Annotated in this window: 22 protein-coding genes; 7 read left to right on the top strand and 15 right to left on the bottom strand. The window is 61.9% G+C overall.

Annotation, left to right across the window (positions count from 1 at the left end; all coding sequences use genetic code 11):
• Positions 1 to 67: 67 nt before the first annotated feature.
• The 3 genes from SJI00_RS22120 to SJI00_RS22110 form a co-directional block, all read right to left on the bottom strand.
• Positions 68 to 1402, bottom strand: a complete 1335-nt coding sequence (locus SJI00_RS22120) for an LLM class flavin-dependent oxidoreductase (RefSeq protein ID WP_322463818.1) — start codon at positions 1400 to 1402, stop codon at positions 68 to 70.
• A 73-nt stretch (positions 1403 to 1475) separates the two neighbouring features.
• Entirely contained in the window at positions 1476 to 2264 is a 789-nt protein-coding gene (locus tag SJI00_RS22115) for a class II aldolase/adducin family protein (protein ID WP_322463817.1), read from the bottom strand.
• A gap of 143 nt (positions 2265 to 2407) precedes the next feature.
• Positions 2408 to 3298 carry a LysR family transcriptional regulator gene (locus tag SJI00_RS22110; protein ID WP_322463816.1) on the bottom strand — a complete coding sequence of 297 codons (891 nt, stop codon included), beginning with the start codon at positions 3296 to 3298 and terminating at the stop codon, positions 2408 to 2410.
• 195 nt (positions 3299 to 3493) lie between these two features.
• Between SJI00_RS22110 and SJI00_RS22105 the strand changes: the two genes are divergently transcribed.
• Positions 3494 to 4459, top strand: coding sequence for an ABC transporter substrate-binding protein (locus tag SJI00_RS22105; RefSeq protein ID WP_322463815.1), 966 nt, complete (start codon positions 3494 to 3496; stop codon positions 4457 to 4459).
• A gap of 16 nt (positions 4460 to 4475) precedes the next feature.
• Positions 4476 to 5432, top strand: a complete 957-nt coding sequence (locus SJI00_RS22100) for an aliphatic sulfonate ABC transporter substrate-binding protein (protein ID WP_322463814.1) — start codon at positions 4476 to 4478, stop codon at positions 5430 to 5432.
• 22 nt (positions 5433 to 5454) lie between these two features.
• Here the strand turns inward: SJI00_RS22100 and SJI00_RS22095 are convergent, their stop codons facing one another.
• From SJI00_RS22095 to SJI00_RS22080, 4 genes are all read right to left on the bottom strand, one after another.
• The gene (locus SJI00_RS22095) at positions 5455 to 6252 is read right to left on the bottom strand and encodes a helix-turn-helix transcriptional regulator (RefSeq protein WP_322463813.1); all 798 of its coding nucleotides are present in this window, start codon (positions 6250 to 6252) and stop codon (positions 5455 to 5457) included.
• A gap of 277 nt (positions 6253 to 6529) precedes the next feature.
• Complete coding sequence (locus SJI00_RS22090) at positions 6530 to 7936, bottom strand: purine-cytosine permease family protein (protein WP_322463812.1); 1407 nt, start codon at positions 7934 to 7936, stop codon at positions 6530 to 6532.
• Positions 7937 to 8037: 101 nt separating this feature from the next.
• Positions 8038 to 8802 (bottom strand): SDR family NAD(P)-dependent oxidoreductase, encoded by a 765-nt coding sequence (locus SJI00_RS22085; protein ID WP_322463811.1) that lies wholly within the window; start codon positions 8800 to 8802, stop codon positions 8038 to 8040.
• Positions 8803 to 8931: 129 nt separating this feature from the next.
• Positions 8932 to 9741 carry a MoaF C-terminal domain-containing protein gene (locus SJI00_RS22080; protein WP_322463810.1) on the bottom strand — a complete coding sequence of 270 codons (810 nt, stop codon included), beginning with the start codon at positions 9739 to 9741 and terminating at the stop codon, positions 8932 to 8934.
• A gap of 344 nt (positions 9742 to 10085) precedes the next feature.
• Here SJI00_RS22080 and SJI00_RS22075 point away from each other — a divergent pair, with 344 nt between their 5' ends.
• The 3 genes from SJI00_RS22075 to dksA all read left to right on the top strand — a co-directional run bounded on the left by SJI00_RS22075 (position 10086) and on the right by dksA (position 12116).
• Complete coding sequence (locus SJI00_RS22075) at positions 10086 to 10691, top strand: TetR/AcrR family transcriptional regulator (protein WP_322463809.1); 606 nt, start codon at positions 10086 to 10088, stop codon at positions 10689 to 10691.
• 98 nt (positions 10692 to 10789) lie between these two features.
• Positions 10790 to 11203, top strand: a complete 414-nt coding sequence (gene hisI / locus SJI00_RS22070) for a phosphoribosyl-AMP cyclohydrolase (RefSeq protein WP_322463808.1) — start codon at positions 10790 to 10792, stop codon at positions 11201 to 11203.
• Between the two features lie 508 nt (positions 11204 to 11711).
• Positions 11712 to 12116 (top strand): RNA polymerase-binding protein DksA, encoded by a 405-nt coding sequence (gene dksA / locus SJI00_RS22065; protein WP_322463807.1) that lies wholly within the window; start codon positions 11712 to 11714, stop codon positions 12114 to 12116.
• 639 nt (positions 12117 to 12755) lie between these two features.
• Here dksA and SJI00_RS22060 read toward each other — a convergent pair.
• Both SJI00_RS22060 and SJI00_RS22055 read right to left on the bottom strand, forming a co-directional pair.
• Positions 12756 to 13085 (bottom strand): hypothetical protein, encoded by a 330-nt coding sequence (locus SJI00_RS22060; protein WP_322463806.1) that lies wholly within the window; start codon positions 13083 to 13085, stop codon positions 12756 to 12758.
• 221 nt (positions 13086 to 13306) lie between these two features.
• Positions 13307 to 13714, bottom strand: a complete 408-nt coding sequence (locus SJI00_RS22055) for a DUF2251 domain-containing protein (RefSeq protein ID WP_322463805.1) — start codon at positions 13712 to 13714, stop codon at positions 13307 to 13309.
• A 262-nt stretch (positions 13715 to 13976) separates the two neighbouring features.
• Between SJI00_RS22055 and SJI00_RS22050 the strand changes: the two genes are divergently transcribed.
• Entirely contained in the window at positions 13977 to 14885 is a 909-nt protein-coding gene (locus tag SJI00_RS22050; RefSeq protein WP_322463804.1) for a LysR family transcriptional regulator, read from the top strand.
• On the opposite strand, the gene SJI00_RS22045 is transcribed toward SJI00_RS22050, so the two are convergent.
• The 5 genes from SJI00_RS22045 to SJI00_RS22025 form a co-directional block, all read right to left on the bottom strand.
• Positions 14871 to 15650 carry a substrate-binding domain-containing protein gene (locus tag SJI00_RS22045; RefSeq protein WP_322463803.1) on the bottom strand — a complete coding sequence of 260 codons (780 nt, stop codon included), beginning with the start codon at positions 15648 to 15650 and terminating at the stop codon, positions 14871 to 14873. The two genes, SJI00_RS22050 and SJI00_RS22045, sit on opposite strands and share 15 nt — an antisense overlap.
• 63 nt (positions 15651 to 15713) lie before the next feature.
• The gene (locus SJI00_RS22040; protein ID WP_322463802.1) at positions 15714 to 17012 is read right to left on the bottom strand and encodes an MFS transporter; all 1299 of its coding nucleotides are present in this window, start codon (positions 17010 to 17012) and stop codon (positions 15714 to 15716) included.
• A 409-nt stretch (positions 17013 to 17421) separates the two neighbouring features.
• The gene (locus SJI00_RS22035; RefSeq protein ID WP_322463801.1) at positions 17422 to 17745 is read right to left on the bottom strand and encodes a DUF6555 family protein; all 324 of its coding nucleotides are present in this window, start codon (positions 17743 to 17745) and stop codon (positions 17422 to 17424) included.
• Positions 17746 to 17883: 138 nt separating this feature from the next.
• Complete coding sequence (locus SJI00_RS22030) at positions 17884 to 19056, bottom strand: zinc-dependent alcohol dehydrogenase (protein ID WP_322463800.1); 1173 nt, start codon at positions 19054 to 19056, stop codon at positions 17884 to 17886.
• A 100-nt stretch (positions 19057 to 19156) separates the two neighbouring features.
• Positions 19157 to 19366 carry a con-10 family general stress protein gene (locus SJI00_RS22025; RefSeq protein ID WP_322463799.1) on the bottom strand — a complete coding sequence of 70 codons (210 nt, stop codon included), beginning with the start codon at positions 19364 to 19366 and terminating at the stop codon, positions 19157 to 19159.
• A 282-nt stretch (positions 19367 to 19648) separates the two neighbouring features.
• Between SJI00_RS22025 and SJI00_RS22020 the strand changes: the two genes are divergently transcribed.
• Positions 19649 to 23776 carry a CheR family methyltransferase gene (locus SJI00_RS22020; protein ID WP_322463798.1) on the top strand — a complete coding sequence of 1376 codons (4128 nt, stop codon included), beginning with the start codon at positions 19649 to 19651 and terminating at the stop codon, positions 23774 to 23776.
• Positions 23777 to 23814: 38 nt separating this feature from the next.
• Here SJI00_RS22020 and SJI00_RS22015 read toward each other — a convergent pair whose 3' ends face one another.
• Positions 23815 to 24366, bottom strand: coding sequence for an ATP-dependent Clp protease proteolytic subunit (locus tag SJI00_RS22015; protein WP_322463797.1), 552 nt, complete (start codon positions 24364 to 24366; stop codon positions 23815 to 23817).
• Between the last annotated feature and the right edge of the window lie 360 nt (positions 24367 to 24726).

Here is a 24726-nt window from a genome sequence, read left to right as displayed (position 1 = left end):
CCGCCGGGGTGTGTCGGCCACGCCTGCATGGGGCGATCGCCGCCCAACCGGGCGGCGATCGACGTACTCAGGCCACCCCGGCTTCGGTCCGCCGCAGCGTATGACGATTGCCCGGCACGCTCAGGCCGAACGAGTCGCGCAAGGTCCTGCCCGGATAGTCCCGGCGCGCCAGGCCCCGGGCCTGCAGCTCGGGCACCACCAGCTCGGTGAAGTACGCCAGGCCGTCGGGCAGCAGCGAATTGATGATGAAACCATCGGCGGCGCCATGCTCGAACCAGTGTTGCAGGGCGTCGGCCACCTGCGCTGGGGTGCCGGTAAAGTCGCGTCGCGGCTGGGAGAAGCGCAACGCCAGCTGGCGCAAGGTCAGTTGCTCATCGCGCGCCAGCCGCTTGAGCTGGTCGGCGGTGCCTTTGTGGCTGTTGTCGCCGAGGCTGCCGAGGTCAGGGAAGGGGGCGTCCAGCGCGTGTACGCTGAAGTCATAGTCGTTGAACGGCCGCCCCAGTGCCACCAGGGCATCTTCGATGCTCACCAGCTCGACGGCCTGCTGGTAGCGCCGCTCTACCTCAGCCGCGTCACGGCCGACGATGGGGCGAATGCCGGGGAGGATGAACAGCGCGTCCGGGTTGCGCCCGTGTCGCTTGGCGCGTTGCTTGAGGTCTTGATAATAGGCGTGGGCATCTTCGAAGGTCTCGGGGAGCAGGAAGATCGCATCGGCCGTCTGTGCGGCGAAGTGACGCCCGTCTTCGGATACGCCGGCCTGGAAGATCAGCGGTTGGCCTTGGGGCGAGCGCTGGATGTTCAGCGGGCCCTTGACCTTGAAGAATTCACCTTGGTGGCCAAGGGTGTGCAGCTTGTCGGGGTCGAAGAACTCGCCGGTCTGCTTGTTGCGGGTGAAGGCGTCGTCTTCCCACGAATCCCACAAACCCTGCACCACCTCGACATGCTCGCGGGCGATGCGGTAACGCACCGGATGTGGCGGGTGCTCGGCCTTGCTGAAATTGTCGGCAGTGCCTGACAGCCATGAGGTGACCACATTCCAGCCCGCGCGCCCGCCGCTGATCAGGTCCAGCGAGGCCAGCTGGCGCGCCACCTGGAAGGGCTCGGTATAGCTGACCGTCACCGTCGCCACCAGCCCGATGTGGTGCGTGCTGGCGGCCAGGGCCGAGAGCAGGGTCAGCGGCTCGAAGCGGTTGAGGTAGTGCGGGCTGGAGCGGGTGTGGATGTGCAAGCTGTCGGCAATGAAGGCGAAATCGAATTTCGCCGCTTCCGCCAACTGCGCCTGTTGCTGGTAGAAGCCGAGGTTGACGCTGGCATCGGCCAGCGCCTCGGGATGACGCCATTCCCCCCAGCCATGACCGACGCCATGGATCATCGCGCCGAAGTGCATCTGTCGTTTGCTCATGCTTGAATCCTTCTGCCTGAACGGCACCGTGGTGGTGTGCGCGGGCCTGGTGGAGGGCGCGCTGCTTTTCGCATCACTGCTGATAATCCAGGCCTTCGCGGTCCAGCTGGCGGATCAACGCCGCCCAGTGGCGTGCCACGCCCTCACCGTCACCGGCGCAAAAGTGCTGGGCCTGCTCATGCACCTTGGCGATTGCAGCCGGTGATGCGTGCAGCAGTTGGGCATTGCCGCCGGCCTGCGCCGCGACCTGAATGGCGCAGGCACGCTCAAGACCGTGCAGCTCGCGAAAGGCGTGCTCCACACTGACGCCGCCGGTGAGCAACCCGTGATTGCGCAAGATGAGGATGTTGCTAGTGCCAAGGTTGGCGACCAACCGTTGCTGCTCATCCAGGTCGAGCGCCACGCCTTCGTAGTCGTGGTACGCCACCCGGCTGTAATAAGCCAACGCGTGCTGCGAGATCGGCAGCAGGCCCTCGCGCTGCGCCGAAACGGCCGCACCGTCGCGGGTATGGGTGTGCAGAACGGCGGTCAGGTCGGGGCGGGCGCGGTGGATGGCGCTGTGGATCACATAGCCGGCCTGGTTGATGCCAAGCCCGAGCGGATCGTCGATGATCGTGCCATCGACATCCACCTTGACCAGGTTCGACGCGCTGATTTCGTCGAACAGCAGGCCGTAGGCGTTGATCAGAAAGTGCTCGTCCGGCCCAGGGACGCGGGCCGAAAAGTGCGTGTAGATGTGGTCGGTCCAGCGCAGCAAGGCGGCCAAGCGGTAGGCAGCCGCCAGCTTGACGCGCACCTCCCACTCCTGGCGGCTGACCTGTGCGCGCCGTGTGCTGTGTGCAAGGTGACTCATGGATTTCATCCCGGAATACGGTAAGCGGTTCAAGACCGTATGCGCAGGAACGATGGCTGTAAAAGGCTTTGTGGTTCTAAGCTAATAGTTTCCGTGTGCATACGTAGCGACTGCCAATATGCTCTCTATGCATTTAAAGCGTGCCTTGCCGCTCAGCCTGGCAAACGCCGCTGCACCACCTCGGCAAACAGCGCTACAGGCTCCTGCAGGTTGCCCAGATAGCGGGGGTGGAACACGCACAGTTCCACCTGCGGCTTGAAGTCACTGACGGCGATCACGTCCAGCGCCTCGAAATGGCGGCTGCTCTGCAACAGCGGTTCCGGCACCAGGCCCAGGCCCTGGCCATCGGCGACCAGCCCCAGTTGCAGCTCGATGCCGAAGGTTTCCAGGTTGATCGAAAGGCCGAGCCCCTGTTCGCTCAATGCCCGCTGCAGCCCGGCGCGAAAGCCGCAGCCATCGGGGTTGAGCACCCAGCCGAGAGGGGCGCAGTCCCTGAGCTTGCCGCTGCGCTTGCCGACGCTGCCCTTGGCCGCCACCACCTTGAGCGGCATGCGGGCAATCGCCTGGCTGGCAATGCCTTCGGGGAAGGTCTTGCCCGGTGGAAACAGCGCGGCCGCAGCGTCCAGCTCAGCGTTTTCCATTCGCGCCACCAGGCTACTGCCCCAGCCATTGCTGACCTGGGTGCGCAACTGCGGGTAGGTGCTGCGAATCTGCGCCAGGGTCTCGAGCAGGACCACATCGCCGAGTGTCTGCGGCACGCCCAGGCGCAAGGTGCCCGACGGCGCACCCGCGTTGGCGACCAGCCCATGCAGCGTGTCGATCTCGCGCAGGATCGCCTTGCACTGCGCGTAGACCCGCAGGCCCATGGCAGTGGGTTTGAGCGGTTTGGTGTTGCGGTCGAGGAGGGTGGCACCCAGGTCGTCCTCGAAGTTCTGCACCCGCCGGCTGATGGCCGGTTGCGTCAGGTGCAGGGCTTCGGCTGCGAGGTTGGTGGACTGGCAACGGATGACCGCGACGAACGCGTCCATATCATCGATTTTCATCATCAGCGCTCTTGAGGCCATAACGGAAAATAAGCGATCAGCATAATCCAGTTGGCAGGTGATGCCACCTCATGATGTACCTAATCGATAAATGCATATTAGGTTATTACTTTAATGAATTTAATTTATAGACAGCGACCCGTTAGAGTCGTCTCGCAGGGCTGCATGAGGCTGCCCGCCATCGCGAGGAAGGTTATGTCCGTTCATTCCAAGGTGCTGCTCTGGGCGGCGGTGCTGTTGTTTGCAGGCCAAGTGGCTGCCGCTGAGCGACTGACACTGCGTATCGGTGACCAGAAGGGCAACATGCGTGCGCAACTTGAAGCTGCCGATGCCCTGCGCGATCTACCTTACGACATCCACTGGGCCGAATTTCCGGCCGCAGCGCCGTTGGCCGAAGCCCTGAACGCTGGCGCGATTGATGCCGGCATCATCGGCGATGCGCCGCTGTTGTTCGTGCTGGCCTCGGGGGCGCCGGTGAAGGCCATTGCCGTGGACAAGTCCGATGCCTATGGCACGGCGCTGCTGGTGCGCCCCGATGCGCCCCTGCACAGCGCAGCGGACCTCAAGGGCAAGCGCATCGCCACCGGTCGCGGCTCGATTGGCCACCACCTGGCGCTCAAGGCGCTGGACCAGGCCGGCCTCACTGAGAAAGACGTCGAATTTCGGTTTCTGGGCCCGGTGGACGCCAAGATCGCCCTGGCCAGTGGCTCGGTGGATGCCTGGTCAACCTGGGAGCCCTACACTGCGCTGGCCGAGCTGAGCGGCCAGGGCAGGGTGCTGGTCAACGGCCGCGGGCTGTCCAGTGGCAACAGTTTTCTCGCGGCCACCGATCAGGCCCTGGGCGATGCCGCACGCCGCGCTGCGCTTCAGGACTACCTCAAGCGACTGGCCGGCGCGCAGCGTTGGGCCAACCAGCACCTGGACAGCTACTCGAAAACCCTCGCCGCCATCATTGGCTTCCCGCAAGACGCCGCCCGTCTGCAGTTCGAGCGCCGCCAACTGCGCTGGGCGGTCATCGACCCGCAAACGGTGGCCGAACAACAGGCCACGGCAGACTTCTATCAAGCCCACGGCTTGATCAACCAACGCCTCGACGTAGCGCCCACCTTCGCCAGCGGCTTCAGCGTGCCGAGCGACGCCAAGCTGGCCGTGCAACCCTGAACCCGGAGACCCTGAAATGGCATTCACACCCCTGCGCCACCTTGCCCTGGCGCTGTTGACCAGTGCCTTGCTGCCCGGCCTGGCCAGCGCCGAACAGACCTTGCGCATCGGTTATCAGAAGTCCTCGACCTTGCTGACCCTGCTCAAGGCTCAGGGCAGTCTCGAACAACGCCTCAAGGCTGAGGGCGTTCGGATTTCCTGGCACGAGTTTCCCAGCGGGCTGCCGCTGCTGGAGGCGCTCAACCTGGGCAATGTCGACCTCTCGGCCGATGTGGCCGATACCGTGCCGGTGTTCACTCAGGCGGCCGGGGCCAAGCTGACCTATTTCGCCCGTGAGGCACCTTCGCCAACGGCGCAGGCGATCCTGGTGTCCGCCGACTCGCCACTCAAGACGCTCGCCGACCTCAAAGGCAAGCGCGTGGCCGTGACCAAAGCGGCCGGCAGCCACTACCTGCTGATTCAGGCGTTGGCCAAGGCCGGGTTGACCTTCAAGGACATCACCCCGGCCTACTTGATCCCCGCCGACGGCCGGGCCGCGTTCGAGAACCACAAGGTCGATGCCTGGGTGACCTGGGACCCCTACGTGGCCAGTGCCCAGCGCCAGCAAGGCGCGCGGATTCTGGCCGATGGCAGCGGCCTTGCCAGCTACCAGCGCTATTACCTGGCCGGCAGCGAGTACGCCCAGGCTCATCCACAGGTGCTGCAGCAGGTCTACCTGGCGTTGCGCGAAGCGGGAGCCTGGGCCAAGGCCAATCCGGCCGACGCGGCGGGCATCCTCGGGCCCCTGTGGGGCAATCTCGACAGTGCCACGGTTCAGCAGGCCAATGCCCGGCGCAGCTATGACGTGCAGCCGGTCAAGCGCGAGAACCTGGCCGAGCAGCAGCGCATTGCCGATGCGTTCTGGCGTGAAGGGCTGCTGCCCAGGGCGGTGGATGCCGAGGATGTGCGGTTGTACGAACCGTCTGGGGAGTAACGCTGGCGGCAACGCCGACGCCTCAGCGGGCGGTCTGCGCGATGTACCCAATGAACAGACGAAACAGCTCGGCGTGACTGGAAATCTCCAAGCGCTGGTAGAGGTTGTGCTTGTGCACCTTCACTGTGCCTTCGGAAATACTCAGCTGACGTGCGATCGAGGCATTGCTGTGACCTTGCAACAGCAGCTTGGCAATGTAGCGCTGGGCTTCGGTGAGTTGGCCCAAAGCGCCGACAAACGCACTTTCCAGCTTGCTGTCCACATCGGTGCTGTCCAGTTGATGGGGCAACTGCCGGCCATGGTGCTCCAGCACGGCACGAATCACCGGCGCCACGGCCTGCAAGTACTCGACCTCGCTGTCAGTGAAGGCTCCGCGCTTGTGCGATTTCATCACGCTGAACACCAGCGCTGCACGGGCCTGCAGATGCACGATATAGCCAATTTCATCGATCGAGGTGCCGTGGGTAGATGACACGCAAGGGTGTAAGTCCGGGGAAATTGCAAAACCCGAATAAAAGAAACTGTCGGGCGCCAGATCGCTCATGCGCCAGAGGCCACCCGGATGGCGGTGGGTACTTGCCACATAGAATGGATCGAGCAGATAGCCGCCTCGGCTGTAGGCATCGAGCGTACGTGCCGACACTTGGCCGTTGTAACCGTTATGCAGCAGCTCGGCAGGTTGATCGAAGCGGAACAGGTACAGGCAACTCATGTCGAAACTGACCGTGCCATCGAGCACCGCACAGAGGCACTTGCCCAGGTGCGGGTGACCAATGGCGGCGATCAGCTTTGCCACGACATTGGCGTCCTGGCTGTTCATCTCGATTCTCCGGTGGACCACACGTCTTGACGTTCAGTGCTCATGTCGTTCGCTGCTTTGTGCCGTACGCGGCCCGCCGAAATGACGCGCCTGCAAAACATACCAGAAGCGTTTGCAACGGACACTGGCCTGTCGCCAGGTCTTTCGCCGCGCCCCGTTCAGCGCCCCCCGCAGATCAGCGCTTATCCAGGTGCACTTGAGCATGCGGGCGCTGAACCGGGCATCGTACGCCATTGGGTACCGAGCGGCGGGCGCCGCTCGGTCGGCAAGGTCTGGCTTAGGCCCCTTTGAGCGGGGAGAGGTTGGCGGCAAACGAGGAGGGGGTTTCAAACGCCGTGAGGTGCAGCTGCTTCTTGCGATTGACGACGTAGTACAGCACGCCAGGAATGACCAGCCCGGGCAGCCAGGAGATGTCTGTGCCGATCATGTGGGCAATCGGCCCTTTGTAGAATGACAGCTCCATGAACGGTATCTGAATCAGGACGGCTACCGCATAGATCATCAGCGTGTTCCAGTTGATCTTGCCGTAGATGCCATTGACGTCGTACATCGCGGCCACGCTGTAGCGGCCTTTGCGCACCCAGTAGTAGTCCGCCAGGTTGATCGCGCTCCACGGCACCAGGACATACACCTGGCCGATCAGGATATCGCTGAAATACGCGCCGAAGTTGTATTGGGCGGCAATGGCGATCCACGTCACGATCACCGCCACGATGGCCATGATGATGAACTTGGCCAGCTTGCCGATGCGTACGGTGCCTTTGAAGCCGGTGAAGATGGTGGTGGTCGACATGTACGAGCTGTACAGGTTCATCACGTTCCACTCGAGCACACCGATGATGATGACGTAATAGGCCAACGTCTCGTACCCCGGGAACAACCGCGCAATGGCACTGCCCGGGTCGGCAATCACATCCATGGCCGCGCTGGCCATCACAGCGCCGAGCAGCATCACCACCGAAGAGCCGACGACGATGCCCAGGTAGCTGTACCAGAACGTCGAGCGGGTCGGGGTGCTGGTCGGCAGGTAGCGTGAATAATCCGCGACATAAGGGCCGGCGCCCAGCGTCCAGGAGGCGGCCTGGGTGACCACCAAACAGAACGTGGCGAACTTGAACGTGCCACCCGACACCTGCCAGACCCCCTCCGGCAATCCATGACGCAGCACGATGAAGGCGGCCAACGCGAAAATAACCCCCGAGAGGATGCTCATCCACACGCCGATCCGGTGGATCAACTCGTACCCCACGTAGCCGACGATCAGCGTCAGTACCCCGAACAGGATGATCGCGTCGTTGTCCGAAACGGGCACCACCGCCTTGATCGAGTCCCGCATCACGACGCCGTTGGCGGCCGTGAACAGGATGTAGGCCAGCACCACAATGGCAAGCGGCAACCCGGCGCCAACCACGCCGAACTGCGCGCGGCTCTGGATCATTTGCGGAATGCCCAGGTGCGGGCCTTGCGCCGAGTGCGCCGCCATGAAAATCGAGCCGATCAGGTTGCCCAGGATCAGGCCGATGAATGTCCAGCCCAGGTTCAGCCCCGCAACGATGCCCAGAGCACCGATCACCATGGTGGTGACCTGCATGTTCGCACTGCACCAGATGGTGAAGAGCCGCGCGGGGGACCCATAGCGTTCGTTCCCGGGAATGAATTCGACGCTTCTGCTTTCGATCTCCATACAGTGTTCCTTCTTGCCGACGTGTTGTAGGTTTTGTTTTGGGCAGTACAGGTATTGAGGAGCCGCGCTTTTTTATCAGCGCATGCGCGGGCTCGTGCGGATCAGGCGGCGGTGTAGCCGTTATCGACGAACAGGTGCGTACCGTTGACGAAACTTGAGTCGTCGCTGGCCAGGAACAGCGCAGTGCGCGCCACTTCACTCGGGTCGCACAGTCGGCCTTGCATGCTCTGTAGCATGTCATCGGAAATATGAGTGCCGTGCTCGCGCAGCAACTCCAGCTCACGGCGGCCGTGGGCGGTGCCGATAAAGCCTGGGCAAATGGCGTTGCTGCGGATATTGCGGTCGCGGAATTCCACCGAAATGGCGCGTGCAAACATGTGGCACGCGCCTTTGCTGGTGCAGTACAGAACTTCCATCGGAGTGCCGACTACGCCGGAGATCGATGAGGTGCAGACAATACTGCCGCCGCCGGCCGCGATCATGCCGGGCAACACCGCACGGGTGACCAGGAACATGCTTTTGACGTTGATCGACATCAGCCGGTCCCAGTCATCTTCCCGGGTGTCCAGAAAGGGCCCGACGTGGAGGGTGCCGGCGTGGTTCAGCAGCACCGTGACGGGGCCGAAATGCTGCTGTACCTGGGTAACGGCAGTCTGCACCTGAGCGGCATTGGAGACGTCGGTGGCGATGAATACAGCGCTGCCGCCTTCGGCATTGATGCGCTCGGCAACGTTGGCGCCGTCGCTGTGGGGCAGGTCGAGAATGGCGACCTTGGCGCCTTCCCGCGCGAACAACTCCGATGCCGCCAGGCCACAACCGCCCGCGCCACCAGTGATCAGAGCAACTTTTCCAGCAAGGCGTCCCATGGTTTTTCTCCTTGTTGTTCAGGGCAAGAACGATGGGGAGAAATTAGCGGTGGGCAGCAGAGTGGTCCATATGCCGATGGGTATACAGGAAGGGCTTCAGTTCAACTGTTCAGGGGTTGGCGAGGGCTGTCAGGCTTTGGACACGTCGCCGGGATAGACGGTGGTGTTCAATACGCTCAGACGCGAGTTGAAGGGCAGGATGAGCTCGGTGCAGAGCGTGCCATCCCAACCGAACATCCGACCGATCGACCGTTCCTGCTCGAGATCGACCAGCAGTACCGCTTCGATGGTCATGACTTTCTCAGTCCAGAAGAAGATGTAGAGGTCTTCGGCGACTTTCCAGGCTTTGCAGTGGTCGGTATCGGCCAGGCCCACTTCGCCACCGCGCAGGCAGTGCCAGGTGAAGGTGCCGAGGTTCAGGTAAATGTGTTCATAGGTTTCGATATCGCTGTAGCGGTAGAAGATCCGCTTGCCGACCAGCTCGTCCGTACGGGCGTGGGTGGTCTGTTGGCCACTGACGTTGGCGTAGGAGAAGTCAGTGGTACCGCGCACTTCGCCGGCAACCTCGATAAGGCGGGAAATACCGGTGGTCACCGCGCCGGTGTTCTGATCGAGAATGATCGTGACGTTCTCGCAGGCATGGCCCGCGCCGCGCACGAAGTCGATGATGAAAATACCGGTGCGTGCCTCAATGGCTTTGTAGCCCGCTGAGCCATTGGGGTGCTTGTGCGCATCGCCTTGGGACCAGCTCAGCGAGGCCTCATCGTGGAACGTGTAGTCCACGGAGTTGCCGTGCTCATCAGCCACCGCGAGGGTGGTGCCAGCGAGTTTTGGCGAGCTGGCAAGGGTCTGTTTGCCGAAGCCGTCCAGCATCACCGAGACCGAAGGCCATTCGCTTTCTGGGACGAAATCTTGGGTAGAAGTCAGCGTTGTAGCCATGATTTATATGCCTTGTTGTTATGGATGGTTGTTATGGGTAGCGGCTTGGCACGCCCGCACGTCTGGGCTATCGCCTGAAGTTTCGGTAGCTCCATACCCGAGTGGGGCAACGCGATTACGAGAGGAACTCTACGTCTGTATAGTTTTGCCGTCAATGGCCTTTGTGCGCGCTTTTTGGGTGTTGTCGTGTCGGGAAAATCTGCAAGCTTGGGCCGGCTCGCGGCGCGGCTTTCGTGCTCGTTCCAGAGGTTTGTGAGACCATCCGCCCGGCTGCGCGTGGCGCGACCCACCCAGCGACCCGTGTTCAGGATGTGCCTGGCGCGGTTTGAATTTCAGGATCTGCAGTGAGTGTTGAAATGACGGAGCAACTGTGTCGATTGCCTTACGGCGAGGGCAGAGAAGCATTGATGGCTGCCACGATTGATGTTGTCGCGGAAAAAGGTTTGCGCGGCGTGACGTACCGCGCGATCGCCGGCCGCGCGGGCGTGAACCACACGCTGGTCACCCATCACTTCGGCTCGATTGAAGGGCTGTTGGCCTGCACCATGGAGTGGGCTGTAGGGCGCTCGATCCGCGAGTCCAGGCTGGAGCGCATCACGGATTTTGACGAAACGTTCGCTGACTCGCTGATTGCGTCGATCACCCGTGACCCGGCGCTGCACCTGTTTCAGTTCGAGATGTTGCTGGCCTCACGTCGCAGCCCCGACATGCGCGCGCTGGTCGAACAGCTGTATTCGAGCTACATGAACACGGTCGAGCACGCGTTGAAGCAGCAGGGGCTGGATACCGCCAATGAAGCTGCGACAGCGATTTTTGCCGCCCTGGATGGCCTGATGCTGCAGTTCCTCACCATCAACGAGCCGGCCAGGATCCGCGCGGCGTTGATTCACATCGGGCAACTCGTGCGTGCCATACCGCCTCTGCCCAAGCCTGACGGCATTGTGCCCTGACCTTCAATGAGCGCCGGGCCCAATAGGGCCCGGACAGTGCTACTCGTCGAAAGAAGTGTTATGTTATAACATCGTCATAAAGTATCGGATCACAGATCATGTTCCTCAAGCTCGAGCGCGCAAAGGCGGGAGCCTGCTTTGCCCTCAATGATGTAATCAGTCACGTGCCATGGAGTCCGCAGGGGCTGATCGCGGCAATCGCCCTGCAGCACGGCAGCGCAGAAGTGCTGATGCTCGCCTGGATGAACGAAGAGGCTCTGCGGGAAACCCTGGACACCCACAGAGCCTGCTACTGGTCGCGCTCCCGGAAGGCGCTCTGGCGCAAAGGCGAGACCTCGGGAAATGTGCAGCACGTCAAGGAAATTCGATTGGACTGTGATGGCGATGCTCTGCTGCTGCTCGTCGACCAGGTAGGCCCTGCATGCCACACCGGGCGGCGTAGCTGCTTTTACAACGTCATAGAGGGCGACCAGGTGGTGGTGAAAAGCAGCCCAGGCGTGGTCAATCGATGAGCCAGATTACGCAAGCCTTGGCAATCTCATCCAATGCGATCCAGCCATCAACGCACAAGAGGATCGTGATGCCCTGCGGCAGGCTTGGTTAAGCGAGCGGATCGATCTGATCGGGCCTGATCATCCCTTCGCACATTTGCAGAGAAACACCGGTCTTGTGCATCCGCACTCGATAGGTCAACGCCGGTTCGGCATCTATGTCCGGGCGTGTTCGGGCTGGTGGAGCAGGGCGCATTGCCCAGCGGGTGCAAGGAACCCGTCATGCGGGTGCAGACCTGTTGTCGATCCAGGCGCGCGGCTATTTGCGAAAGGGAGACTGGGCAGACCTTGCGCTCTTGGAGCGTCTTGATGAGCCAGAAGCGGTCAAGCGTGATCCGGTCACTATCTGCGCTGCCCAACCACCACGACGCAAGTGTCCGGCCAACTGGCCTGGCATGACGGCTGTGGCAGTGAGCACTGCCAACGCCTGCCCGTAGCCTTCCAGAATTTTCAAACGCGAGTGATTGATATGACCGAACAAGAGCTGCTTAGTCTGCCAGCTGACGATTACATGGATGCCGCGCAACAGCGGTTCTTCCGAGACCTGCTGTTGGCTCAGCGTACGGAGCTGCAAGAGCGGATATCTAGCGAGTTCCAGCTGATGCGAGAGTTCGAGCCCAGCAGCGATCCTTCTGACTTGGGCACCGTCGAGGAGCAGCGCCAGTGGCAATTGCGCTTGCTTGAACGAGAGAAGAAGCTTCTGGACAAGATCGATGAAGCGCTGGAGCGCATTTCGCGCGGCGAGTATGGCTGGTGCGCAGAGACTGGGGAGCCGATTGGATTACGGCGTTTGCTGCTGCGGCCCACGGCGACGCTGAGCGTCGAGGCGAAGGAGCGACAGGAAAGCAAAGAGCGGCATATGCGCGAAGCTTGATCGGTGTGGCTGTGCGTGAGGCACTGGATGGTGGGGCTGCGGGAAATCGATGTTTAGACGAGCGTCTCAGGGCAGCTCGACTGACAAACCGAGGGTAAGCGGTCAAGGACTGTCAGACTGGAGGATGCAAGGGTTATAGGGACGGTGCTCGCAATGGGTGATGGCCAGTCGCTCGTGATGGCTAGTGTGACGGCCACCGGTTTATCGAAATGGGATAGGCCATGATTTTATTGACCTCATCACCTGGACGACGCTAACGCATCATTTCACCTCTACGATTTTGGGCGCAGCGGCTTTATAGGTTAGCTTCCGTTGAATACGCTATTCGATGACGCGCCACGAATACTAAGGGACATGGCCCGTTGAGAGTGGACGCCAGAAGCGTTTTAGCCTAGTCAACGCTTCAAGCTCCTTATGAACCCATCTAACCTAACACCTTATTTAACATAATACACATTATGCGCCACTGCGCATTATCCCAGCCAATCCCTGCGCAGGCGCTTGGAGCCTCATTCTTGAGTACCGAAAACCTTTTCCGACCCTGACACCCACATCCCCACAAACCCCACACAGCCATCAACACTCACGATCCACACTCCAACGCACATTCAGCGCCGTCCCAACACGCCCCAGCCCAAGCTACTTGCCAAGCAGCGCCTCGCGCATGGCATCACCGACTTTGCGATAACCCATGACCTCACCGTTATCTTTCGTGAATTTGATACCGATGACATCATCGCCCAACTTCACCAGGCTGATCGATGCGCGGATGGTTTCATGCGGATGCGTGACGACCGCAACCGACGTGGCTTTCTCGGTTGAGATCTCAGTGACCGTCTGCTCGAAAAGATTGCGCTCGGCGTCGTACGACCAGGAAGACTTCTGAACGATTTTCTCCAGCGTGCCCTGACTCTTGAGCATCAACACGTCAGTGGCCGTACCTGCCGGATCCAGGACCAACAACGCCATCCCGTTCGACGCTGCGTCATCTACATGGGTGTGCCAGGCGCCGTAGAGATCCTTTTTTTGTAGCACTCGCCAGTGTTGCTGGCTGAAGAGTCACTGGCCATGGCGGCGGCAACGGGCAGCAACACGGCGGCCATCAGCAAGGCGGTAGCCTGAAGATGCTTTCTCATATCAACCTGATGTCCTTCTCAAACGCTGTAGACAGCGTTGGCAACCGGCCAACCTCACGCAAACAACTGCAGTGCTTCATCGGTCCATTCGTGGCCATCGCTGGACCAGTCGTTTCCGCTGGCGTGCGGGAATCCGCTGCGGCAATAGCCGCGCTTGGCCTCGAAATCGAAGATGGCATGCGGGTAATCGTTGATCAGCAACACTGCCTTGAGGTGGTCCTGGGACCAGCCCACCTTGAGTTGCGAGGCTTTGTCGCGATCGGAAATCTGTGCCACATCATAGATGTGCAAGGCATCCTGGATGGGGTTCTGTTCGCCGCTGGCGGTATTGAGCGCGTAGAAGAAGCCGGTATCGCCGTCGTCTTCGAATACCACTGCATAGGGGCCTTGTGCCGCTGGGGCTTCAGTGACCAGTTCAGTGCCAGGCAGGAGTTGTGCCTCGGCAGACAAATAGATCGGCATGCTGACGTCCTCTGTTGAAAAACCAATGCACGATGTTGGAAGATACGAGCCTGAGTTTGGCCGTCAGTTCACCGCATGCCCTATTCTACTGCCTTGATCCAGTTCCTGAGCCAACTCGACTAAATGACTATTTAGTTGAGTTAACTTATTGATATGCATGGATTTATTGCTATTTAAACGCTCAGCGACCGCTGTCTTCGGCTGTAGCCACCCATACGTACTGCCCTCGACCTCTTCCCCCTCCTCTGTCACGGCCCTCTCCATGTCCCTCAACTTCGACCTCAACGACCTGCTGGCCTTTCGCGCTGTCGTGGAGCACGGCAGCTTTCGCAAAGCGGCTGAATCGATCTCCATCACCCAGCCGGCACTCAGCCGGCGCATCGATAAACTGGAGACGGCGCTGAATGTGAAGCTGCTCGTGCGCACCACGCGCCGGGTCGATCTGACCAGCGTTGGCCGGGCCTTTCTGCCGCGTGCCGAGCGCATCCTCGATGAAGTCGATACCGCGCTGATGAGCCTGGGCGACACCAGTTCGGTGATGACCGGCAAGGTGACCATCGCCTGCGTGCCCTCCACCGCCTACTACTTCATGCCTACGGTAATCAGCGCCTTTCACCGGGCGTATCCGCACATCAACGTCAAGGTGCACGACGCCAGTGCCAATGACGTCAGCGCGGCGGTGGCCAGTGGCGAGGCGGACTTCGGGCTCAGTTTCAGTGGCAACCTCGCCCCGGAGCTGGACTTTGAACGGTTGCTGCGAGAACGCTATGTGCTGGCCTGTCGCAAGGACCACCTGCTGGCAAGCCGCGAACAGGTGACCTGGGAAGAGATGTTCACCCACGACTACATCGGCCTGGACAATACCTCTGGCAATCGCCTGTTGCTGGACCAGGCGCTGTCGACGTTGCGCCCTGCCCGCCCCAGCGTCTGCATGACCCGGCATGTCACGACCATGCTGGGCCTGGTAGAAGCAGGACTGGGGGTAGCGGCAGTGCCGTCGATTGCCATGCCGATCGGCGATCATCCGTTGCTGATGAACGTACCGCTGGTAGTGCCCGAGGTGTTTCGCGATGTCGGCCTGATCAAGCGCCGCGGGCGGACCCTCACCCCCGCGGCGCTGGAGCTGGAAACGCGTGTCAGGGCAATGGGCGCCGATTCAGCGCGAGACTGAGTCCAGGCCGGTGGCTTGCACTGCTGGCTGTACTTCAGGCGAAGACAGGTAGTCCAGCAAGGCCTTGGCTTCTCTGGGGTGATCAGCGTTTACCGGAATACCCGCAGAAAAACGGGTCACTGACTGGAGATTTTCTGGAATCTTGCCGACAAACGTTGCGCCTTTCACGGGTAGCAGTTCAGCTACCTGCTGCAAGCCCAGTTCATAGTCCCCCGTGGCGACCAACGAAGCCACGGGTGTGCGCTCGATCATCGAACTCTTGGGCGCCAATTGCGCCTGTATGCCGAGCTTTTTGAACAGCTCCTTTTCCACATAGACGCCACTGGCGCTGTCGGAGTAGGCGACCGATCTGGCCTTCAACAGCACCGCTTTGAGTTCCTCCTGGGTAGCGATCGACGGCTTGGCTGCGCCGGCTTTCACTGACATGCCGATACGTGAATCGGCCAGTTCAACCCGCGAGGCCGGATCGACCTTGCCCTGCTTGATCAGCTCATCGAGGGCATAGCCGACCATGATCACGACATCGGCGTGCTCGCCGTTGGCCAGACGGTTGGGAATAGCCTGCGGCGCCTTGCCCATGGACGGACCGTAAAGGGTGTTGAGGGTATCGCCAGATTTGGCGGCGAATCGAGGACCTAGCTGCGCGTAGGCTGCAGCGAACCCGCCGGAGGTCATGACGTTGAGTGTTTCAGCTTCGGCCGCGCTACTCAGCGCCAAAGCGCTGAGCAACAGCGCCGCAAGTGGCATTTTTACCCGTACAGTCATGGATGAGTTCCTTAGGCAATGAAAGCCACCGCACGCAACCCCCGGTCGCGTGCGGTGAATGTTTCAGACGGCAAGCTTGGCGCGTAGCGTCGACTGACGATACAGCACCAGCGTGGCGCACAGCGCGCAGCCGGCTGCGAACGTCACCCAGTAGGCCGGTGCGGCCTTGTCGCCGGTCAGGTGGATCAGCCAGGTCGACATCGCAGGCGTGAAACCGCCAAACAGCGCCGTGGCCAGGCTGTAGGCGAGCGAGAAACCGGCCACCTTCACCTCCGGCGGCATGATTTCGGTCAGTGCCGGAATCATGGCGCCGTTGTAAAGGGCATAGAGGAACGAGAACCACAGCAGCACTTCAAGCATGTGCGCGAAGCTTGCGGCGTGGGCCAGGTAGGACAGCGCGGGATACGCGGTGAACAGAGTCAGTACGGTCATGGCCATCAGCATCGGCTTGCGCCCGAAGCGGTCGCTGAGCATGCCGCCAATGGGCAGCCAGAAGAAGTTCGACACCCCCACCAGCAGCGTGACCAGCAGCGCATCGGTGGTGCTCAGGTTGAGCACGGTCTTGCCGAACGTCGGCGCGTACACGGTAATCAGGTAGAACGCGCTAGTGGTCATCGCCACCATCAACATGCCGCCCACGACCACACCCCAGTTGCTGGCCAACGTGGCGAGCACCTGCTTCATGGTCGGCCGGTGAGTGCGTTTGGCGAAGGTTTCGGTTTCCTGAAGGTTGCGCCGCAGCAAGAAGATGAACGGAATGATCATGCAGCCCACGGCGAAGGGTACGCGCCATCCCCATTCGCTGATCTGCTCGGGCGCCAGCGATTGATTCAGGCCATAACCCAGGGCTGCCGCGACGATGATCGCCACCTGCTGGCTGCCAGACTGCCAGCTGGTATAGAAGCCTTTGCGCCCAGGGGTCGCCATTTCGGAAAGATACACCGACACCCCGCCGAGCTCGGCACCTGCCGAGAACCCTTGCAGCAACCGACCCAGCAGCACCAACGCCGGTGCCCACAGCCCGATGCTGGCGTAACCGGGCACCAGCACGATAAGCAATGTACCGCTGGCCATGATCGACAGCGTGACGATCAGCCCTTTGCGACGCCCTACATCATCGATGTAAGCACCCAGCACGATGGCGCCCAGCGGACGCATCAGGAAGCCTGCGCCGAACACGGCGAACGTCATCATCAATGAGGCAAATTCACTGGAAGCCGGAAAGAACGCCTTGGCGATCTGCGTGGCGTAGAAGCCGAACAGGAAGAAATCGAATTGTTCGAGGAAATTTCCGGAAGTAACGCGAAACACAGCGGCGGCGCGCGATCGTGCGCTACCCGTGGTGGGAGGTGAGGCCTGCATGGTGAGTCTCCAGCGATATTCTTGAGATGCTTGTTACGCTTTAGACCCGAGTATGACTGACACATCTTGAAACGATTAGTGCGAAGTTCTCATCGATTGATGCATAGGAGTTATCAATCGGCACGCACTTCAAGTGACCTCCGCCTGATGCGCCCCTGGATCAGCGCGCACACGAATGCGCGCTGAAACGCGCTGTCGAGAACAGAGGGGGCAAGTTGCGCGGGTGGATTCTACCACCCAGGGTGTGCGTCAGACCGGCACAGGCGTTGACTCTTAGCAGAAAACGGCGCGCTTCATCGAGCCGATGAAGCCGCGCCGTTCAAGGCCAACGCATGAGTTCGAAGAACGTCTGTAACAGCGGCGTGTAACGACCAGGCAATGGAGTGGAAAGCGCTGACCGCGTGTGCCGTCACGCCAACACCACCGATTCCCCGGCGCTGGACACATCTTCACCATCTGCACGTTTCTGCTCGGTGCGCCCTGCCCCGCCTGGTGGCGTTTCGCGCGCCCCGGACAAGCGCCAGTGCACCTCGGTGATCCCATAACGTTCGGCCATGGGCCGGCTGACCTTGCGAATCTTCTCGCGCCCGAACTTGGGGATGATGCCGATCCCGGCGTCACAGCTGGCCCAGTGCCACGCCTCAGCGTTGTCCATGCGTTCGAGGCGGATGATGAAGCTGCGTTGTTGGTCGTGCAGGCGGTAATCGATGATGTAAAGCTGTGGAGCTGGCATCGAAGGGCCCTCCTCTTCTCCATGGATGACATAGGGTTGATCGGCGCCCAACAAGGAAATTCAAAAAATTATTCCGCTGAACCGTCAATGGCTTTCCCGCCGGGTGTCGGCAATGGGCGGCTGGTGATCTGCGCCGCGTCAAGCATCGAGTTTGAGGATCACCTTGCAGCAGCCTGGGCGTTTTTCGTCGTACATCTCATAGCCCAATACCGCATCCTTGAGCGGTAAGCGGTGGGTGATCAGCCGCTCGGGGTGCAGATTCCCCGCCAGCAAGTGCTCACACAGCTCCGGCAGGTACTTGTGAACGTGGGTCTTGCCCATGTGGAACGACAGGCCTTTGTCGAACGCAGCGCCCAGTTGCAGGCTGTGCATCAGGCCCGAATACATGCCTGCCACGCTGATGATCCCGCCGCGCCGGACCGTTTCGATGCACTGGCGCAGCGCCTTGCCGCTACTGCCCTCGAATCCGAATATGTTCATGACCGCTTCCAGCGTGGTACCGCTGGCCTCAAAGCCAACCGCGTCGATCACCGCATCGACGCCGCGCATGTCGCGGGTCTGCTTGAGGATGGTCTGGGCGGGGTCGTGGTCGTGGTAGAAGTTGACCGGCTTCACACCGTACGCCTGGACCGCGAAATTGAGCCGATAGCTGTATTCATCGACCAGGTAGATATCCTCGGCGCCCAGCAGCCGGGCGCACTCGGCGGCCAGCAGGCCGACGGGACCGGCGCCGAAGATCGCCAGCGAGGAGCCCGGGCCGATCTGGGCGTTCTTCACGGCCTGCCAGGCCGTGGGCAGGGTGTCGGACAACAGCAGCGCGGCTTCATCGCTGATACCCTCCGGCACTTTGAAGGCATTGGTGTTGCCTTTGGGCACCCGCACGTATTCGGCTTGCCCGCCGGCCACGCCACCATACAAATGCCCATAGCCAAACAGTGCCGCGCCGCTGTGGGTGGGGTGTTCGCCTGAGATGATCGCCGGGTTGGGGTTGGTCGCTTCGCAGGCCGCATAGAGCTGTTGCTTGCAGAAATAGCATTCACCGCAGGCAATGATGAACGGCACCACCACCCGGTCGCCTTCGGCCACCGCCGTCACGGCGCTGCCCACCTTGACCACGGTGCCCATGAACTCGTGGCCGAGGATGTCGCCCTTCTCGACGCTGGGAATCTTGTCGTGGTAGAGGTGCAAGTCGGAGCCACAGATGCCGGTGAGCGTCACCCGCACCAGAACATCGTCATCGTGCAGCAGGACTGGGTCCGGCACGGACATCAGCTTCACTTCACCTGCGCCTTGGTACGTCAATGCAAGCATCGTGGTTCTCCTTCAGGCGAAAAAGAAAAGACCCCACTGGAACCAGATCCACGTGGGGTCTCTACCCAGCCTAGCAAAGGCTAGGGCATTGCGTGGCCGGCTACTGCGCGTCACTGGCGCGGTGGCTGTTCTGGCCACCCTTGCGCCCGGCGCGCGAGGCCCGCTCGGGGTCATTGGCAAAATTGCCACCAGAGGCCTTGCCCCCTTTCTGCCCCGCGCGGGCAGCGCGGTCTGGGTCGTTGGCGAAGTTGCCAGCATTGGTTTGCTTGGTGCCGCCGCGCTGGCCGGGCTGTTGAGGATTGCGCGCCATCAGGGTTCTCCATGCTTGCTCGAAGGTAGACGACAGTGGCCGACAGCACAGGCCCTGCACTGCGTGTGAGCGTTGCACGCCGCAGATGACTCCACGCCCCCCTGGCCGAGCTGACAAACGGCCGGTGGCATGGTGAGTCCGGGCTTGCCCGCCTGGGTCGACAAGCGTGCGCGTGCCGTCCTCTGCGGCCTCTCGTCGCCAGCGCGCGGCAGGCCTATAATCGCAGCCCATTTCCTGGTGATGTACGTCCAGGGCCGTACTGGCTTGCGCAAGGCGCCGTCGATGACCTCTTCCTCCAAATCCTCCATTGCCGGCCCGAAGAACAAGCACCTGAGCGCCAGCCACCTGGACTTTCCGGTAGTCGGTATTGGCGCCTCGGCCGGCGGCCTGGACGCCCTGAGTACGTTCTTCAAGCACATGGCGGACGACACTGGCATGGCCTTCGTGGTGGTGCTGCACCTGTCGCCCGATCACCAGAGCCAGGCCGACCACATCATCCAGCGCTGCACCACGATGCCGGTGCGGCAGGTCACCGAAGCGGTGCCCATTGAAGCCAACCATGTCTACGTGATCTCGCCAGCCAATCGCCTGTCGACCAACGACGGCTACCTGCGCGTGCGTCCGGCCGATCGGCGCAGCGGGGCACACTCGGCGATTGACCTGTTCTTTCGCGACCTGGCCGATGTGCATCAGGAACATGCCTTTTGCGTGGTGTTGTCGGGCACCGGCTCGGATGGCGCCGCGGGCCTCTCGAGAATTAAGGAACAAGGCGGCGTGAGCCTGGTCCAGAGCCCTGACGATGCCGAATTCGATGGCATGCCGCGCGCCGCGCTGGAAACCGGGCTGGTCGACGTGGTCCTGCCGGTGGCGCAGATCCCTCAAAAACTCATGGAGCTGTGGCGCACTGCGCGGCAGGTGAACTTGCCAAGAATCGACGATGACCAACGCCCGCCCGCCCTGGGCACCGAGCAGGCCGACCCGGAGCGCGCCGACCCGCTGCTCGATGAAATCCTCAGCCAGTTGCACAGCAGCACCGGCCATGATTTTCATCACTACAAGCGCGCTACGGTGTTGCGCCGCCTGGAGCGCCGCCTGCACCTGACCGGGCAGACCGACCTGCGCGGCTACCTGGCCTACCTCGAGGCGCACAGCGAGGAGTCGCAGGCGCTGCTGGCCGACATGCTGATCGGCGTGACCAACTTCTTCCGCGACCGTGAAGCGTTCGAAGCGCTCGAGCGCCACGTGTTGCCAGCGCTGGTCAGCGACCGCGACGACGCCCTCGAACACCGCGAGATGCGCATCTGGTCGGCCGGCTGCTCATCGGGCGAAGAGGCCTACAGCGTGGCGATGATGATGATCGAGCAACTCGCGGTGGAGCAACGCACCGCCAAGGTGCAGGTGTTCGCCACCGACCTCGATGAGCGTGCCATCGCCCAGGGTCGGGCCGGCTTGTACTCCGAGTCGATCGCGACCGACGTGTCCACGGCGCGCATCCGCCAGTTCTTCGTCAAGGAAGACCAGCACCTGCGGGTGCGCAAGGAAGTACGTGAAAAGGTCTTGTTCGCTCGCCACAATCTGCTCTCCGACCCGCCGTTCTCGCAGCTCGACCTGGTGGTCTGCCGCAACTTGCTGATCTACCTGGACCGTGACGTGCAGCGCGACATCCTGCGCATGTTCCACTACGCGCTGCGCCCGGGCGGCTATCTGTTCCTGGGCAGTTCGGAGTCGGCCGATGTGGCCGCCGAGCTGTTCACGCCCATCGACAAGCGCAACCGCATCTTCCGTGCGCGCAAGGTGAGCAACGGCGGGCGCCGCGCCTCCCAGTTGCAGGCGCCCAGCGACAGCGTGGGTTCAGCGGAGCCGACCAAGGTCAAAACCCCCGCCGGGCGCAAGCTGTCTTATGCCGAGATCCACCACCGCGCCCTCGCCCGCCGTACGCCACCGAGCCTGATCGTCGATGTGGATGGCAACATCCTGCACATGAGCGATGGCGTTGGCCGCTTCCTGCGGCACATGGGCGGCGAGCTCAGCCGCAACCTGCTCAACCTGGTGCTGGCGCCTTTGCGCCCGACCCTGCGCAGTACCCTGCTGCACGCCCAGCACACCGGCCAGGCGGTCACCTCGCGCTCGGTCACGCTCGACAGCAGCCAGGTCGACATCCTGGTGCAGCCGCATGCCGATGACCCGAGCGGCAGCGAGTGCCTGCTGATCGTCTTCGAGGAACGCGAGCCGGACCGTCCGGTGCCGGTGGCCACCGGCATCCAGCAGACCGACGACATGATCCTGGCCAACCTGGAAGGCGAATTGCAGCGCACTCGCCTGCAGTTGCAGGAAACCATCGAGCAATCGGAGATCTCCAGCGAAGAGCTGACCACCTCCAACCAGGAAATGCAGGCCATCAACGAGGAGCTGCGTTCGGCCAGCGAGGAGCTGGAAACCAGCAAGGAGGAACTGCAGTCGATCAACGAAGAGTTGCTCACGGTCAATTACGAGCTCAAGACCAAGGTCGAGGAAACCGACAAGGTCAACGATTATCTGAGCAACTTGATTGCCTCGACCGACATCGCCACGGTGTTCGTCGACCACAACCTGCACATTCGCTGGTTCACTCCGCGCGCCACCGACATCTTCAGCATGCTGCCGGTCGATACCGGACGCTCCCTGCTCGACATCACCCACCGCCTCGACTATCCGGAGCTGGCCGAAGACGCCCGTGCCGTGGCCGAGCGGGAAACCACCATCGAACGCGAAGTGGTTGGGCGCAATCAGCGCTGGTACCTGGCGCGCCTGCTGCCGTATCGCTCCAGTGAGCAGCACATCGACGGCACGGTGTTGACCTTCATCGACATCAGCCAGAGCCGCGCGGCCGAAGAAAGCCTGCGTCTAGGCGAGGAACGCATGCGTCTGGTGGCGGAGAGCACCCATGAGTTCGCCATCATCTTGCTCGACGAAGACGGCCTGATCACCGACTGGAACACTGGCGCCGCACTGATTTTCGGTTACGCCAGGAACGATGTCATCGGTAGCCACTACGACTTGATCTTCACCCAGGATGACCGCCGCAGCGGCGTGCCCGGACGCGATCTGCGCGATGCCAGGCGTGACGGCCGCTGCCAGGATGAACGCTGGCATGTGCGCAAGGACGGCAGCCGCTTCTACTGCAGTGGCGAAGTCACGCAACTGGCCGGCAACCCACTGGGCTACGTGAAGATCGCCCGTGACCTGACCGGCCACAAGCGCCTGCACGACGAGCAGACCAAGCGCCTGGCCGAATCGCAGAGCTCCAGCCACCTGAAGGACGAGTTCTTCGCCGTCATGTCCCATGAACTCAAGCATCCACTCAACCTGATCCAGCTCAACGCCGAGATTCTGCGCCGCCAGCCTGCACTGCTGAGCTCCGGGACTGCGAGCAAGGCGGTGGGGGTGATCTGTGAAGCGGTCACCAGCCAGGCGCGCATCATCGACGACCTGCTCGATGTGGCGCGTATTCGCACCGGCAAGCTCAAGCTCAAGACCCAACCGGTCGATCTGTGCGCGACGCTGCGGGGTATCCACAGCGTGGTGCTGAGCGAGCATTACCCGTATACCGTGAGCCTGGAGCTGCCCGCCCAGGACACAGCGGTGTATATCGACGGCGACAATACGCGGCTTGAGCAGATCATCTGGAACCTGCTGAACAACGCCATGAAGTTCAGCCCAGCCCATGGCGAGATCCGGATAGTGCTGTCTCGCGACGACGACTGGGCCCAGCTCCAAGTGGTCGACCAGGGTATTGGCCTGGACGAAGCCAGCCTGGAGAACATCTTCGAGCTGTTCAGCCAGGCCGAGCCGCACAACGCCCAGCCGGGGCGTGAAGGCCTGGGCATCGGCTTGTCACTGGTGCGCCAACTGGTCGAGGCGCATGGCGGCAGCGTGCTGGCCAGCTCCCCCGGCCTGGGGCAAGGCAGCACCTTTACCGTGCGCCTGCAGTGCTGCGACAGCCGTTCGCAGCCTGCGAGCGCGCTGGCCGAGGAGCAACAGGATGGCCGGCTGAGTGGCCTTCACGTGTTGCTGGTGGATGACTCGGTTGACGTGCTCGATGTGATGCAGCAGTTGCTGGAGATGGAGAACGCCGAGGTGACTGCGTTCAGCGATCCGCGCCAGGCCTTGGCCGCGGCTGGGACGGGGCGTTATGACATCATCCTTTCCGACATCGGTATGCCCGGCATGGACGGGCACGCCTTGATCAAGGCACTGCGCAACCTTGCGCACTTGCGCCACACCCCGGCCATCGCGCTGACCGGTTACGGCGCCAGCGCGGATCAGCACAAGTCACGGCAATCGGGTTTCGACCGGCACCTCAACAAACCTGTGGGTTACGACGAGCTGATCGACACCATCGAGGCATTGAGCGGCGCGCACCCGTACTGAACGCAGTAGCCCCAGGCTGCACGCGCGATCCCGGGGCTTCAGGCATGCACGCTCCACTGCACCGCATCGGCGTCGATGGGCACATCGTCAAGAGCGGTCAACAGCCCGCTGGCCAGGGCCTCATGTGGGTCGAGGATTCTTGGCTGGGCCATCAGGTAGCGCTGTATGTCCAGCGGTTCGGCGGCGCCGGCTGTGCGTTCGGCGACAATCTCGGCGTACAGGCGCAGGTCATAGTCCAGGCTCATGGCGTATTCGGCCATGCGCGCGTGATCGACTGCGCCGTGCAAGGTCCAGTGAAACGGATGGAAGAGAAACTTGCTGTAGGTGCACGCGGTGCGCCGCTCGCCGGCAAGGAACAGAATATTGCCCATCGACTCGACGGTTCCCAGGTTGTGGGTGTGCACCGGCACGGGCAGCGAGCGCAGGAAATTGTAGAGCGTGAAGCCATAGCTGCACTCCCCGCCCATGGTGGCCACGTTCACCTGAATGATCGTGGCGCCCTGGTGCATGGCCTTGGCGCAGGTATTGATGAGGTTGCCGCAGGTCGATGAATTGATCGGGCCGGTGTAATGGATGATGTGTCTGGTCATGACGCCTCCGTCAGGGCGGGTGCTGGAGCGGGCAGTCGTGCAGCGAGTTATCGGTGGAATGGCCGAGACGGGACAAAGTTCCGCCAGGCGCGCAGCCCGCGGCCGGGGTGGCGTCAGCCGCCGTGGCGGCAGTGCACAGGCGCAGTCGATCCCCTGCCGATAGCCCCTGTAGGCATCATGATCAGTGACCTTCGCACTGCCGTGAGGCCTTCACGTCGCACCCGTGGTAGCGACTTGGCGCTGACTGTTTCGACCCACCGCTGAACCTCGTGCACCCGCCGCAGGTCGATTCCATAACGACTTTCGGAGACTTCCCGCGTGCGCGAACCCTGCCTCGATCTCAGCGGCTGCTCTGCAGCC

This window comes from Pseudomonas gebzensis (assembly GCF_034427815.1).
Lineage (GTDB): Bacteria > Pseudomonadota > Gammaproteobacteria > Pseudomonadales > Pseudomonadaceae > Aquipseudomonas.
This window is presented reverse-complemented; position numbering and strand designations above follow the sequence as displayed.